This window comes from aff. Roholtiella sp. LEGE 12411 (assembly GCF_015206995.1).
In the GTDB taxonomy this organism is placed as follows: domain Bacteria; phylum Cyanobacteriota; class Cyanobacteriia; order Cyanobacteriales; family Nostocaceae; genus Komarekiella.
Window position 1 is genome coordinate 19,219 of sequence record NZ_JADEXR010000010.1, and the last position, 14,484, is coordinate 33,702.

At 44.9% G+C, this 14,484-nt stretch carries 10 protein-coding genes; 5 read left to right on the top strand and 5 right to left on the bottom strand.

Annotated elements, in window-relative coordinates:
• Positions 1-24: 24 nt before the first annotated feature.
• Together IQ246_RS03850 and rpoB are read right to left on the bottom strand one after the other, a co-directional pair.
• Positions 25-1,902, bottom strand: a complete 1,878-nt coding sequence (locus IQ246_RS03850; protein ID WP_194000264.1) for a DNA-directed RNA polymerase subunit gamma — start codon at positions 1,900-1,902, stop codon at positions 25-27.
• Between the two features lie 141 nt (positions 1,903-2,043).
• A complete protein-coding gene (gene rpoB / locus IQ246_RS03855; RefSeq protein WP_194000266.1) occupies positions 2,044-5,343 on the bottom strand; it encodes a DNA-directed RNA polymerase subunit beta in 3,300 nt (1,099 codons plus the stop codon).
• Between the two features lie 103 nt (positions 5,344-5,446).
• Between rpoB and IQ246_RS03860 the strand changes: the two genes are divergently transcribed.
• Entirely contained in the window at positions 5,447-5,644 is a 198-nt protein-coding gene (locus tag IQ246_RS03860) for a hypothetical protein (RefSeq protein ID WP_194000268.1), read from the top strand.
• A gap of 454 nt (positions 5,645-6,098) precedes the next feature.
• Here IQ246_RS03860 and IQ246_RS03865 read toward each other — a convergent pair whose 3' ends face one another.
• Entirely contained in the window at positions 6,099-6,884 is a 786-nt protein-coding gene (locus tag IQ246_RS03865) for a TatD family hydrolase (RefSeq protein ID WP_194000352.1), read from the bottom strand.
• Between the two features lie 67 nt (positions 6,885-6,951).
• Positions 6,952-7,251 carry a 30S ribosomal protein S20 gene (rpsT, locus tag IQ246_RS03870; protein ID WP_194000354.1) on the bottom strand — a complete coding sequence of 100 codons (300 nt, stop codon included), beginning with the start codon at positions 7,249-7,251 and terminating at the stop codon, positions 6,952-6,954.
• A 702-nt stretch (positions 7,252-7,953) separates the two neighbouring features.
• Here rpsT and hisD point away from each other — a divergent pair.
• Positions 7,954-9,255: a histidinol dehydrogenase gene (gene hisD, locus IQ246_RS03875; protein ID WP_194000270.1), complete on the top strand. Its 1,302-nt coding sequence runs from the start codon at positions 7,954-7,956 to the stop codon at positions 9,253-9,255.
• Positions 9,256-9,551: 296 nt separating this feature from the next.
• Positions 9,552-9,983 carry a universal stress protein gene (locus IQ246_RS03880; protein WP_194000272.1) on the top strand — a complete coding sequence of 144 codons (432 nt, stop codon included), beginning with the start codon at positions 9,552-9,554 and terminating at the stop codon, positions 9,981-9,983.
• A gap of 331 nt (positions 9,984-10,314) precedes the next feature.
• On the opposite strand, the gene IQ246_RS03885 is transcribed toward IQ246_RS03880, so the two are convergent.
• Entirely contained in the window at positions 10,315-10,701 is a 387-nt protein-coding gene (locus tag IQ246_RS03885; protein WP_194000274.1) for a hypothetical protein, read from the bottom strand.
• 565 nt (positions 10,702-11,266) lie between these two features.
• On the opposite strand from IQ246_RS03885, the gene hslO reads away from it, so the two are divergent.
• Together hslO and IQ246_RS03895 are read left to right on the top strand one after the other, a co-directional pair.
• Positions 11,267-12,178, top strand: a complete 912-nt coding sequence (gene hslO, locus IQ246_RS03890; RefSeq protein ID WP_194000276.1) for an Hsp33 family molecular chaperone HslO — start codon at positions 11,267-11,269, stop codon at positions 12,176-12,178.
• Between the two features lie 147 nt (positions 12,179-12,325).
• Positions 12,326-14,413, top strand: coding sequence for a chromosome segregation ATPase (locus tag IQ246_RS03895; RefSeq protein ID WP_194000278.1), 2,088 nt, complete (start codon positions 12,326-12,328; stop codon positions 14,411-14,413).
• Positions 14,414-14,484: the final 71 nt, after the last annotated feature.

The following is a 14,484-nucleotide window of genomic DNA, read 5'->3' on the forward strand; positions in this document are numbered from 1 at the left end:
TTCCCAGTACCCAATCCCTGAACCCTAACTTGCTAGTGCTTCTTGAATCGCTTTGTTGTAAATAACGCGTCCGGGTGTTGTGTATATATACTGAGAAAGCAGATTTCCCTTACCGTCTTCTCTGACTCGGCGAAACTTATACAGCAACGTCCGGCTACCATCGTCGTTTTCTGTCACTTCCAGGGGTTCTGTATCTGGTTGGTCTGATTCCAGTTCACCATCAAATCGCACGTAGACATAGGCGTGCAGATCAATTTGCTCTTGCTGGAAAGCCATGATTACATCATCTAGCGAAGAAAAGTACTTTCCTGCACCTTTTTTGGCATTGGGATTTTCTGCTGTTAAGTAATATGCTCCCAGTACCATGTCTTGGCTAGGGGTGATGATGGGTTTACCTGTAGCTGGTGACAAAATATTGTTAGAAGCCAGCATCAACAACCGCGCTTCAGCTTGACTTTCTAACGACAAGGGGACGTGTACCGCCATTTGGTCGCCATCAAAGTCGGCGTTAAACGCCGGACACACCAGAGGATGCAGTTGAATCGCTCTGCCTTCCACCAAAATCGGTTCAAAAGACTGAATACCCAAGCGGTGCAGCGTCGGCGCTCGGTTTAGTAGCACTGGGTGTCCTTCAATCACTTCTTCCAGGACATCCCAGACACTAGGGTCATTGCGAGATATCAGTTTTTTCGCCGCTTTAATGTTATTTACCATACCGCTGCGAATCAAGCGATTAATCACAAATGGTTGAAATAGCTCAATTGCCATTTCCCTAGGCAAACCGCACTGGTGAATCTTCAGCTTTGGCCCGACGACAATTACAGAACGCCCAGAGTAGTCAACTCGTTTACCCAACAAGTTTTGTCGGAAACGTCCTTGCTTACCCTCAATAATGTCAGACAAAGATTTCAGGGGGCGGTTATTTGCTCCTACTACCGTGCGTCCCCGACGACCATTGTCAATCAAAGCATCCACTGCTTCTTGCAGCATCCGCTTCTCGTTCCGCACAATAATCTCTGGTGCCAAAATTTCTTGTAAGCGTGCCAAACGATTATTACGATTAATCACCCGCCGATACAAATCATTTAAATCGCTGGTGGCAAAGCGTCCACCATCTAGCTGCACCATTGGGCGCAAATCTGGAGGAATTACGGGAATGACTGCCATTACCATCCATTCTGGCTTGGAACCAGTAGCGATGAAGTTGTCAATCACCCGCAGTCGCTTAATTAACTTGGCCCGCTTTTGTCCCTTGGCGTTGCCAATTTCTTCGCGTAGGCTTTCAGCTTCTTGCTCTAAATTGATATCAGCAAGTAAACGCAGCAGCGCCTCGGCACCAATACCTACCTCTACGCCTTGTAACTGAGAATCTTCGCTATAAATTTGGTCTTCAATTTCCAACCACTGGTCTTCACTCAGTAGCTGTTTGTAAGTTAGGGTTTCGGCATTCCCTGGACTCAGGACAACATAAGAGTTGAAATAGACAATCTGCTCAACATCTCGCAAGGGCATGTCCAGCAGGATAGATATATAGCTGGGAATGCCTTTGAGATACCAGACGTGAGCTACTGGTGCGGCGAGTTTAATATAGCCCATGCGGTGGCGACGCACGCGCGACTCGGTAACTTCTACCCCGCAACGCTCACACACAATACCTCTGTGACGAACTCTCTTATATTTGCCACAGTGGCATTCCCAATCTTTGGCGGGCCCAAAGATGCGCTCACAGAATAAGCCGTCCATTTCCGGCTTCAGAGTTCGGTAATTAATTGTCTCTGGCTTGGTGACTTCACCTACTAGCTGACCATTAGGCAATGTTCGCTCGCCCCACTGCCGAATTCGTTCTGGTGATGCCAAACCGATTTTTACGTAGTCAAACTGATTAGTTTGGGCTGGTCTCATACTTAAGTGTTGAGTTCTGAGTTATGAGTTTTGAGTAAATATATTCAATTAAAAGGTTTGAATAGAGAAGTATCCAAGTTCTAAGTGCCAATTGCTGAGTATCTAAAAGCTAAGTAATCGGCACTCAGTACTCAGTACTCTCTACTCGTCTTCTTCCAGCGATTCGCGGGAAAGAGATTCGTATGTTGGTCGTGGAGGAGTGCGCCGGGCTGATTGGTCTGCCATCAAATCCACTTCCACATCTAAGGAACTACCGTCTGCCTGTGTCTCTACCTTGTGTACAGCAATGTCTAAACCCAGTGATTGCAGTTCTCGCATCAGTACCTTAAAGGATTCTGGTGTTCCTGGTCGGGGAATTGCCTTACCTTTAACGATCGCATTTAGTGCTTCATTCCGCCCTTGCATATCGTCAGATTTGACTGTGAGCAATTCTTGCAAGGTGTAAGCTGCACCAAAAGCTTCCAATGCCCATACTTCCATTTCTCCAAATCGCTGACCACCTTGCTGTGCTTTACCACCCAAGGGTTGCTGGGTCACTAGTGAGTATGGACCTGTAGAACGGGCGTGGATCTTATCATCCACCAAATGCACTAGCTTCAGCATGTAAGCCACACCCACAGTTACAGGTCGGTCAAATGGTTCGCCGGTGCGACCATCAAACACCATAATTTTGCCTGGGTCATCTGGGTTATATACCCAAGTTTTGCTTGTTTCGTCCCGTGCTTCTTGCAATTTGCCATGCACAATTCTGCGGGATGACTCTTCACCGTACATTTCATCAAAAGGAGTAATCTTAAATCGCACTCCCAAATTATGCCCAGCCCAACCCAGCAAACACTCAAATACCTGTCCGACGTTCATCCGACTGGGTACGCCCAAGGGGTTAAGTACGATGTCTACTGTTGAACCATCTGGTAAATAAGGCATATCTTCCACTGGCAATATCCGGGAAATAATTCCCTTGTTACCGTGGCGTCCTGCCATTTTGTCGCCCACTTGGATTTTGCGCTTTTGGGCAACATACACCCGGACTACCATATTGGCTCCCGGTGGCAATTCATCGCCTTGCTCACGGGTAAATAAACGTACGTCAACCACACGCCCTTTTTCACCGTTAGGTACGCGCAAGGAATTGTCTCGCACATCCCGCGCTTTTTCACCGAAAATGGCACGCAATAATTTTTCTTCTGGCGGTTGGTCGGATTCACCTTTTGGGGTGACTTTTCCTACCAAGATATCCCCAGCTTCTACCCATGCCCCGATCCGAATAATTCCCTGTTCATCCAGTTGGCGCAAGGCATCTTCTCCAACGTTGGGAATTTCTCTAGTGATTTCTTCTGGCCCCAGTTTTGTTTGTCTGGCCTCAATTTCATATTTTTCAATGTGAATTGAGGTATATACATCATCCTGCACTAGCCGCTCAGAAATCAAAATCGCATCTTCGTAGTTGTAGCCTTCCCAAGGCATATAAGCGACGACAATGTTTTGTCCCAGCGCTAATTCACCACCTTCTGTTGAGGAGCCATCAGCTAGCACCTGACCTGCTACAACGCGCTCACCAATACGGACAAGGGGTTTCTGGTTGAGACAGGTATCTTGGTTGGAGCGTTGGTACTTGGAAAGTCGGTACTTAATCTCTGGTGTCGAGGGTTTGGGGCGCACACGAATCTCTGTGGCATCCACATAGGTGACATCGCCATCGGTACGGGATACAACCACCATCCCAGAGTCTCTAGCTCCTTGAGCTTCCAAGCCTGTACCCACCAAAGGACGCTCTGGTTTGAGTAGGGGTACTGCTTGCCGTTGCATGTTTGACCCCATCAGTGCTCGGTTGGCGTCATCATGCTCCAAGAAGGGAATCATGCTGGTAGCCACAGACACTATTTGCACAGGAGATACGGCTACATAGTCAACTTGCTCTGGTGTTGTGGTAGCCCAATCTTGGCGATAGCGTACTGGTACTTGTGGCCCTTTAATGTAACCATTTTCATCTAAAGGTATATCACCAGTTGCCGTACGTAGGTCATCCTCTTCGTCGGCTGTCATGTACACAGGCTGGACGTCAAATCGTACCCGCCCGTTTTCCACAGGTCTAAATGGCGTTTCTAAGAAGCCGTATTGGTTAACTCGTGCATGGGTTGCTAAGGAGCCAATCAAACCAGCGTTGGGGCCTTCTGGTGTCTCAATGGGGCAAATACGCCCGTAGTGACTAGGATGAATATCTCGGACGGCAAATCCAGCGCGTTCGCGGGTTAAACCGCCAGGGCCAAGGGCACTTAGTCGGCGTTTGTGAGTCAGTTCTGCTAAGGGATTGGTTTGATCCATGAACTGACTTAACTGGCTAGAGCCAAAGAATTCTTTAATTGCTGCTACCAATGGTTTGGGGTTCACCAAGGAAGCCGGAGTCAACACTTCCGCATCTGATACGGTCATCCGTTCCCGAATGATTCTCTCTAAGCGGTTTAAGCCTACCCGCACTTGGTTTTGCAGCAACTCGCCTACACTTCTAACTCGGCGGTTGCCTAAGTGATCAATGTCGTCGATATTACCAATATCGTATTCTAAGTTGATCAGGTAATCTACGGCTGCCAAGATATCGCTGGAAGTCAGCACGCGCATGGTATCAGGTACAGATAGCCGTAATTTCTTGTTGAGCTTATAACGTCCGACGCGACCAAGGTCATAACGTTTCGGGTCAAAGAAACGGGAGTCTAGTAATTGTTGTCCACCTAATACTGTAGGAGGTTCACCTGGACGTAGTTTGCGATACAACTCCATTAGGGCTTCTTCTTCCGAGAATTGCCCTTCTTTTTCGATAGTTTTTTGGAAATATTCTGGATGGCGTAAGGCGTCAAATATTTCGTTGTCTGATAACCCTAATGCTTTCAATAGCACTTGGGCTGAGAGTTTGCGGGTTTTGTCGATGCGTACCCACACCAAATCGTTACGGTCTGTTTCAAATTTCAGCCATGCCCCTCGGTTGGGAATTAAGCTAGCTGAATAAGTACGCCGCCCATTTTTGTCAATTTCCGATTTGTAGTATACTCCTGGCGATCGCACTATCTGGTTGACAATCACCCGCTCGGCTCCGTTAATAATAAACGTGCCGCGATCGGTCATCAAAGGCAGATCCCCAATAAATACCTCTTGCTCTTTGATTTCCCCTGTTTCTTTGTTAATTAAGCGTGTGGGGACATACATTTGCACGGCATAGGTGCTATCCCGCCGTTTGGCTTCTTCGACGCTATACTTTGGTTCTTTGAGTTTGTAATTATGACCCAAAAAGTGCAGTTCTAGTTTGCCTGTGTAATCTGTAATAGGACTAAAGGAGTTAAGTTCTTCTATCAACCCTTCTTCCAAAAACCAGCGGAAGCTTGAACGCTGGATTTCAATCAAGTCGGGTAACAAAAAGGCGGGTTCCATATATTTTTCGTTAGTCATGCCTCTACCTTTGTCAACCTGGTTATACTTTCCCTTGGACACTGCTGTTTGACGGTTCCCTACCCTAGCCAGTGTCCGCAGCTGTTTGGGAACTTCTCCTCACATGACCTGCTATTTGCATGTGTGGGCAAACGCAGCAATTAAAGCCGAAATAGACGATTTTGACAAGGGGTTAATTGCCCCTGATGAGGGTACAGAATCGCTAAAATCCAGCTATAAAATTGATTCAATAACAGTAGATGATCCAGATATTCCTGAGTTGGATTTGCTTTCTTCACTTCCCCTCCAAAAAGCGCCTTAGCTTAGCTTACGCAGATCTACACTGTTATGCGTATCTTGAATAACACTTCAGAACTTATACTCACCGTGATACCCTCAGACTGAGGGAGCGATCCACAGCTTTTCGGCTCTGAATAGTCATGGCTTCATCTTGTTGGGTTATAGTCACAAGGCAATTTTGTTTAAAGATTTTCTATAGGTTAAAGACATAGAAGCCGATGTACAGATGTTTAGCAAAAGCATTGATTAACCAGGTTAAGCACGGCTAGTCTTGTATAAAGTGCGTCCGCTTGTAGAGAATAGGAGGATGTTACAGTCGGTAAAAGCACGAAATTCAAGCTGAGAAATTCTTGGTTCCTTCCTTTATCATTATGCCGCAAGCAAAGTGTTTTGGAGGCAATAATATTAGCATATTTTCGTCCTTATAGATTTTTATTTTTTTTGACCACAACTGATAGCAGCAACTGAGCCACACTTTATAGTGACAGACCGAACAATTCACAAGCATTTTGGGTGGTTTGAGCGGCGATCGCCTCTACTGTTTCCTCACGCAGTTTGGCTACTTGCTCGGCTACATAACGCACATAGGCTGGTTCATTGCGTCGTTCACCTCGTTTGGGAACCGGAGCTAAAAAAGGGCAGTCTGTTTCAATTAGTAAGCGATCGCTGCTCACCATAGCAGCTGAAGATTGGATAGCTTTGGCATTTTTGAATGTTACTGTACCGCTAAAGCTAATGTATAACCCTAAATCGAGAAACCATTGAGTTTCTTCTGGCGTTCCACCCCAACAATGCATCACGCCTCGTATCCTTTCTCCTTGAAGTTCATGCCGTTTTTGCAACACTTCTCTGACTTCAACAGCAGCATCCCGGCAGTGGATAATTACTGGTAAGTCAAGTTCTGATGCAATCGCCAACTGTCCTTCAAATACCATGCGCTGCTGCTCATAGTTGTCTGCTTTGTAAAAATCCAAGCCCATCTCCCCGATTGCTACCACTTTAGAATCAGAACAAGCCAAAGATTTTATTTTCTCGGCTGTTTCGCTATTCCATTTTTCAGCATCTAGAGGATGCAATCCCACGGCAAAGCTGATTTCGGGAAACTTCTGTGCTATGGCTTGAATACTGGAAAACTCATCAGTGTGAACACACGAATGTACTAAACGGACTACACCTGATTGTTGCCATCGCGATCGCACTGCTGCTAAATCTGGCTCAAAACTATCAAAGTTGAGATGGACGTGGGTGTCTATCAACTGCATTACTTGTCCTTTTTCATTAATCATTAGTCATTTGTCCGTTCGATGACTAAGGACAAATGACTAATAACTACTCAGATGTTGTTTTGGTGAGGGGTTTTAGTCGGTGAGCCAATTTTGACTTTTTCCTTGCCCCATTGTTGGGGTGAAGAACACCACGCTTGACGGCTTTATCGATTTTGCTGAAAGCCTCAGACAGTCGAGACTCTACTACTTGTTTTGATTCTGGGGTAGGATTAGCTGTATGGACATCAACAGCACTAATGTATTTCTTCATCAGCGTCTTTACTGCTGATTTATAAGCTTTATTGCGTAGCCGATTGCGTTCTGCGATTTCGGCGCGCTTGAGAGCAGACTTTGTATTCGCCACAGTCAATTCCAAAAAGACTATTAAATATGTACACACTACTAGATTTACTAATATAGCATCCATATTGCCAATGTTAGAATTTCCTAAAAAATCCCACTTGTGAGTTTACAATCAGCTTCTCAAATTAAGTGTTAGAACAAAAAAGATTTGACATCTATACTGATATGTGTGCTCAATTAGGGAAATGCGTTAAAATTAAGTACCTTAATAAATAGTGAACCTAACTTACCACCGCTTGATTGTGCAGTGCATCTCTAAAGAGGATATAGTATCAAAGCCGAGAACTGTAAACTTCTAAAGTTCAGGGGTTGAATTGTATGGACCAGAAATTTTGTGTCTGTACATCCGCTGGCTACTAAAGTAGAAAAATCAGCAAAAAATTATACTCAGACCTTACCCTGTTTGACCTAGGAATTGTGTGTATTAACACACTACCTGTGCTCCTATGGGGAGTGATGGGTGGGATATAAGGGTAGGGGGAATGGCACACCCGCTCCCTGCCGAGAGGCCCGCTAGGCTTGTCGGACTGAGCAATTAAGTAGTCGCCTTCTCAAGTAACCCAGATGCTGGCAGCCTTGGGAGTATCAAAAAAATCCGAGTTAAGCTAAAGAAGAGAGTAAAGTTAGCTCAATATCCCGGTGGGTAAAGAGCAAGACTAATTCTCAGGTGGGAATATTATAATTTTGGCATTGTGCTTACTCCATGCTGCGAATCATTACTCAGCAGGCAGACGTCAGAGCAGAACTACAACGTATCTGCGATCGCACCCATGATGAACAGGTGCTTCACAAGGAAGCAACGGTGCGGGAAGTGTTGCAGGCAGTGAAGCGCCAAGGCGACAAAGCTGTATTGCATTACACAGCCGAATTTGACAAACAAACTCTCAAGCCTGAAGAACTACGTGTTACAGGCTCAGAATTGGATGCGGCTTATCAACAGGTGTCCAAGGAGTTGATGGAGGCAATTCGGCTAGCTAGCCGTCAAATTGAAGCGTTTCATCGTCAGCGAGTACCAAAAAGCTGGGTACACTTTGGTGATGATGAAGTGGTGCTGGGCAAACGCTATACTCCTGTAGACCGAGCGGGGTTATATGTGCCTGGTGGTCGTGCCGCCTATCCCAGTACGGTACTGATGAATGCAATTCCGGCAAAGGTAGCTTGTGTACCTCACGTTGTGATGGTAACACCACCAGGAGCCGGAAAAACAATTAACCCAGCCGTTTTGGTGGCTGCCCAAGAAGCAGGGGTGCAAGAAATTTACCGCGTCGGGGGCGCACAAGCGATCGCTGCTTTAGCTTATGGCACAGAAACGATTCCGAAAGTAAATGTGATTACTGGCCCAGGTAATATTTATGTCACCTTAGCGAAAAAACTTGTCTACGGCACAGTGGGCATTGATTCTTTGGCTGGGCCAAGCGAAGTACTAATTATTGCCGATGAAACGGCTAATCCGGTGCATGTCGCTGCTGATTTGTTAGCCCAAGCCGAACACGATCCAATGGCGGCAGCGATTTTGCTGACGACAGATGCTGGATTGGCGAAAAACGTGCAAGTAGCTGTGGAAAGACAGCTAGTGGATCACCCACGGCGAATAGATACAGAAAAAGCGATCGCTCACTACGGCTTGATTGTCGTTGTGGAATCCCTGGAAGCAGCCGCAGAACTATCTAATGAATTTGCCCCCGAACATCTGGAATTAGAAGTCAAAGACCCTTGGGCAATAATTCCACACATTCGCCACGCTGGAGCTATTTTCTTGGGTTACTCTACACCAGAAGCTGTAGGAGACTATTTAGCAGGCCCTAACCATACCTTGCCGACTTCTGGTGCTGCTCGCTATGCTTCGGCATTGGGGGTAGAAACTTTCCTCAAACACTCCAGTATTATTCAATACTCACAAACTGCACTGCAAAAAGTTGCTGGTGCAATTGACGCACTAGCAACAGCCGAAGGCTTACCTTCTCACGCCGATTCAGTACGACGCCGAATTCAGCAGGAAGAGTGATTTATGCTTACTTTTTTCTTATACTCAGGACTTACGCAAGTGTCATATTTTTAACGCCAGAGGTTGTCCAGAGTCAAAGGTCAAAAGTCCAAAAAACCTTGACCCTTGACCCTTGACCCTTTCAGGCAATTGCGGAAAGCGTTCTTTACGCCAGATGCTACCAAGAAAAAGCATAGCAACGCACTGGCTCGACTATACAAACTAAGTTCTAAATGGGAAATTGGTTGGTGTAGTATCTGCCAAGAACCTTTGGTAAGTGCTTAATATTAAGAGGTACTCTTTAGGAGACGAGAGCAGTGCTAAAGACTATTTTGGTAGCTCTGGACGGTTCAGAAATTGCAGAACGAGTAATTCAGACTTTAGATCATTTGGTGCTATCTAAAGACACCATAGTCATCTTTTGTCATGTCTTTCATAACCCAGACTCAGAGACGGAACTACCCGCTGATCGTCCTCATCCAGAGTCACCAACACTTTCTTATTTCCATATTGAAAAACAACTCCAATCCTATCAGCAGCAATTGTCAGTTAATAGCCAATTAGAGCTAGTAACTGGTGATCCTGCTGACGAGATTATCCGTCTTGCTAATATTTACAAAGCTGACTTAATTATAATTGGTAGTCGTGGATTAATTGGGATGAAAAGAATTGTCCTGGGTTCTGTGAGTAGTCAAGTGGTGGAAGAGGCTAATTGTTCGGTGTTGGTGGTAAAGCCGAATCAGAATTAGTAAAGGCAAATAACATAACTAACAGTTGAGCAAGTGTTAACAGATGAAGATTAAATACAATTTAAGGATTCAAAAAGTCTGTTAAGAAGCGCAAAAATTGCCGAAGATGAATTGTAAAAAGCTTAAGCTGATTGTAAATCAGCCTAAGCAAATATCAGAGCTAATGAGGTATTATGGAAAACGGCCTCTTGTAAAGTGCGATCGCTAAGGTAATCAGCATCTAAGCTGCATGTTGAAATAGCAGTCAGTAAACATTAATTATTTGTCTCAAACTGGCTTAGAAAAAGTATGGACAAACGAGGAAATCCTCTTTGTCTGCACATCCAATTGCTCATAGCTGTGGAGTTATCAAGAACTGACGCAAACTCAATAAACTTAGAGTTTGACCCAAATTCAAGGGTAGAATTGACACTCCTTCTAAGCAGGACTGCACCCAACCTTCTCCCCAGTACCATTCGTGAAACCCGTCAATTCCTCCACTTAGTAACAAGCGCAAACAGTTAGGTTTTAGAATGTCCACTTGATGACGAATAGCAACTGGGCCAGTCCAGGTTGTAAACTGGAATCCTGGAAACAATTCTTCTGGCATTCCGGGCGAAAAGCGTTGCACTAAGAGCCATTTTTCTAATTTTTTTAAATGCACCAGACTATCGTGAATTGCATCTGCTGACGCTTCGATTTCGATTCTTAATTGACTTTGTTGAAAGTTACCCAGCATTTTTTAAGATTATACTCACTCCGAGTGAGTTGTTGTTTTAAGTGTTAGTATGACAAAGCTCAGCAAAAAATACTCCTCAATATTCTGTTTTTTATCTGAGCAAATAAGAATCAATAAGTTAATCTTGTTAAGACATTTGACACTTTTCCTACATCAAATGCTTGTTGTTACATCTATCTTTTCAATGTCTTGCTTTGTTGCTATCTCCCTTGAGAATAAATTCCAAAATCAATATCTAAAGTCTGTTTCGATGGACTCACTTTAATGAGATAGTGTCAGCTTTAACTAGATTTGGCTGTGCAGCCCACAATATCAATCGCAGCAGACTATAAATTCAATGACAATTTGACTGCTACAAAGATGTGGCTAGCTCTTAAGTTTAGCTCAAATCTATTTCAGGAGATGTATTCACTAAATTAATTGTTAGTTTGAATTGCTTCATGCTATTATTATAAACTACTGATTAAATATATATTTAAATTAAGTTTTGTTATAATAGGTAATAATCTCATCCCCATGCTTAAAAGCAAGGGATTTTTATAAGACATTATTGGTAAGGTTTTTCATGGCGGATCAGTTAATTCGTGCCACGGCAGCCGAAGGTGGAATTCGTGCAGTAGGTGTGATTACCACACGCTTAACAGAAGAGGCACGACTGCGCCACAAACTTTCTTATGTGGCAACGGCAGCACTAGGTCGGACTATGGCAGCAGGCTTGTTGATGGCTTCTAATATGAAGCGAACTGGGTCGAGGGTCAATGTCCGAGTCAAAGGCGACGGGTCTTTGGGTGGTATCTTAGTCGATGCAGGATTAGATGGCACGGTACGCGGTTATGTCGCAAACCCATCAGTGGAATTACCTCCCAATTCTAAAGGTAAGCTAGATGTTGGTGGTGCAGTAGGTAGTGGCTACCTCTACGTTGTTAGAGATATCGGTTACGGTTATCCTTACTCTAGTACAGTGGAACTAGTTTCTGGAGAAATCGGCGATGATGTCGCTCATTACCTAGTAAGTTCCGAACAAACACCTTCAGCCATAGTTCTAGGCGTGTTTGTGGGAGCAGGTGGAGTCACGGCTGCTGGAGGGTTACTAGTGCAGGTGTTGCCCAAAGCTGCTAGAGACGAAGCTCTAGTTGCAACGCTGGAATCACGGGTAGCTGCTTTAGCAGGATTTACGCCGTTGTTGCAAGCTGGGAAGACTTTAACCGAAATCTTTAATGACTTACTGGGCGATATGGGTTTGGTTATTTTTCCTGAAAGCCAAATGCTGCGTTTCCACTGTGGTTGCTCTTTTGATCGCGTGCTGGGAGCACTCAAGATTCTGGGCGAAGCAGAATTGCAAGACATGATTATTAAGGATGATGGTGCTGAGGCAACTTGTGACTTTTGTGGCAGAGTTTACCAGGCAAGTAGTGATCAATTAGCTGAGCTAATTGTTGATTTACAAACAGAATCTCCTATTAAAAGAAAAGTATAAAAGGGCACTATAGCTTAAAATTATTAATGGTATCTGTGGATATAGATAATTAAAAAAGTAGCTTTTTGAGCATGAGAAAGTTACTATGGCAGCAATGGAATTATCAACTTAAAACAGATCGCTATTCAATTATTTTTGGTGTGAGAGATGACAGAGCGGGATATTCCAGACAGTTGGCCCCAAGCCAGAGCAAGAGAAGCAGATAAAAAAACTATATTATCGCAAACACATCAATTAGGTGAAACTCAAGCATTTGGTGTCCCAGCTACTGATTCAACCTCTAACTCAGTGAAGCGGCGAAAAGAAAACAATTCCGTTAACGGAGCGTCTAGTACAGAAGGATTACCTATAAATAATCATTCAGAAGACACTGTTACACTCAGTGGTAGTTCTAAAAAACTGCCACGCTGGATTAAAAGTTGGGTGTTGTGGTCTTTACTCCTAACGTTATTAATTCCTGGCAGTATAGGTTTCCTGGCAATGGCAATACTGTTTAAGTTGCCATCTGCTCCAAACTGCCCATCAATTTTTTGGCCCTTGGCTAGTGCGTCAGTGCGCCTACACTGTGCTCAGTTGGCAGCTTCTAAGCAGACAGTCAATGACTTGTTGCAAGCGATCGCCCTAGTCAAACAACTCCCACAAAGTCACCCGTTACATGAAGAAATTGATCGTTACTTAGAAGAATGGTCGCGGGATATTTTGCAGCTAGCAGACCAGAGTTTCCAAGCAGGGAATTTAGAAGAAGCGATCGCTACTGTTCGCAAGATACCCGAAGACCTGCCAACTTCCAAATTAGTAGACGAGCAAGTTTCCAAATGGCAGTCAGTCTGGTCGAAGGCAGAAAGCATCTACAAAGACTCAGAAAAGGAACTGCAAGAAAGGCGCTGGCAATCGGCGTTTATGCTAGCAGCTAAATTATTGCGCGTGGATAATAAATACTGGGCGAGTACTAAGTACGAGCAATTAAATGGTATAATCACCACGGCACGAGAAGATGGCGATAAGTTAGCAAAAGCTGAAGGTCTAGCGAATACCAAAATCGTAGATAACTTACTAGGAGCTATCAAGCTAGCCGAGTCGATTGGGCAAAATAGCTACTTTTATCAGAAAGCTCAAGAATCCATTCCAGTATTCGGACGTAAGATGCTGGAGTTGGCACAGGCAAAGCTAGATAAGCAGAACGCAGATGATGCTTTAGACATTGCTAGACAAATACCCGAAAATACAGGACTGCAAGCCGAAATAGATGACTTTATCGCCTTGGGCGAGGCACAAAGGAGTGCGTGGATTGGTAATGTTTCTGGCTTAGAGGCGGCGATCGCTCAAGCACAACAAATTGACCCCTCCAGACCAGTGTATAACAAAGCACAGGAGCTTGTGGCTCGCTGGCAGTTGGAAATTGAAGATGTTGCCAGGTTAGAAAAAGCCAGAATACTTGCTAACCAAGGAACAATCAACGATTTAACAGCAGCGATCGCGGAAGTTCAGCTGATCCCCGCTACTAATCCTCGCGCCCCAGAAGCTAGGCAAGAGATGGGTCGTTGGCGTGCCCAAGTGGAGACAATTGAAGACCAGCCTTACTTAGAACGTGCCGAACAGATAGCAGTGTTCGAGGATATTAACTCCTTGCAAGCAGCGATCGCTGAGGTTAGTCAAGTCCGTAGAGGCCGTGCATTATACCCAGAAGCGCGAAGAAAAATTCGCAACTGGACGGCAAAGATTCAGCAAATTCAAGACCAGCCCTACTTGGATCAGGCGCGTGAACTAGCTCAGAGTGGCAATTTACCAGTTGCCATTAGCACCGCTCAACAAATTGCATCGTCGGGAAGGGCGCTTTCTGGTGAAGCACAAGCGGCTATAGATGATTGGCAAGGACAAATCAGCGCCAAAGAAAACTGGCGGAAAGCGCAGGAAGTGGCAAATGCTGCTACACCAGAAGCTTTGGTTGAGGCAATACGGCTGGCTGATCGCATTTCAAACAACAGCATCTTACGGATGGATGTGAATTTTGCTATTGACCAATGGAGTCAGCAATTACTGGAAATAGCACGTTCTGTTGGTCAGTCTGATATTGCTAGAGGTATTGAGACTGCTAAGTTGATTCCACGACGTAGTGCCGCTTACGCAACCGCCCAAGAGCAAATTAAGACTTGGCGGCAATTTCTCAATCCTGAGCCTCAGCCTGAGTCTGAGCAATTTCAGCCATCAACGCCAACAACTCCTAATGGGCAGTAATTCTCATCGGCTTTGGGTGCATGGGTGGAGACGTTGTATTGCAACGTCTCTACATCGGTATACCGTGCTTT

What these genes read in the sequence shown, in the direction of transcription:
- IQ246_RS03850 (WP_194000264.1), bottom strand. Translation starts at nt 1,902, where the DNA reads ATGAGACCAGCCCAAACTAATCAGTTTGACTACGTAAAAATCGGTTTG.
- rpoB (WP_194000266.1), bottom strand. Translation starts at nt 5,343, where the DNA reads ATGACTAACGAAAAATATATGGAACCCGCCTTTTTGTTACCCGACTTG.
- IQ246_RS03860 (WP_194000268.1), top strand. Translation starts at nt 5,447, where the DNA reads ATGACCTGCTATTTGCATGTGTGGGCAAACGCAGCAATTAAAGCCGAA.
- IQ246_RS03865 (WP_194000352.1), bottom strand. Translation starts at nt 6,884, where the DNA reads ATGCAGTTGATAGACACCCACGTCCATCTCAACTTTGATAGTTTTGAG.
- hisD (WP_194000270.1), top strand. Translation starts at nt 7,954, where the DNA reads ATGCTGCGAATCATTACTCAGCAGGCAGACGTCAGAGCAGAACTACAA.
- IQ246_RS03885 (WP_194000274.1), bottom strand. Translation starts at nt 10,701, where the DNA reads ATGCTGGGTAACTTTCAACAAAGTCAATTAAGAATCGAAATCGAAGCG.
- hslO (WP_194000276.1), top strand. Translation starts at nt 11,267, where the DNA reads ATGGCGGATCAGTTAATTCGTGCCACGGCAGCCGAAGGTGGAATTCGT.
- IQ246_RS03895 (WP_194000278.1), top strand. Translation starts at nt 12,326, where the DNA reads ATGACAGAGCGGGATATTCCAGACAGTTGGCCCCAAGCCAGAGCAAGA.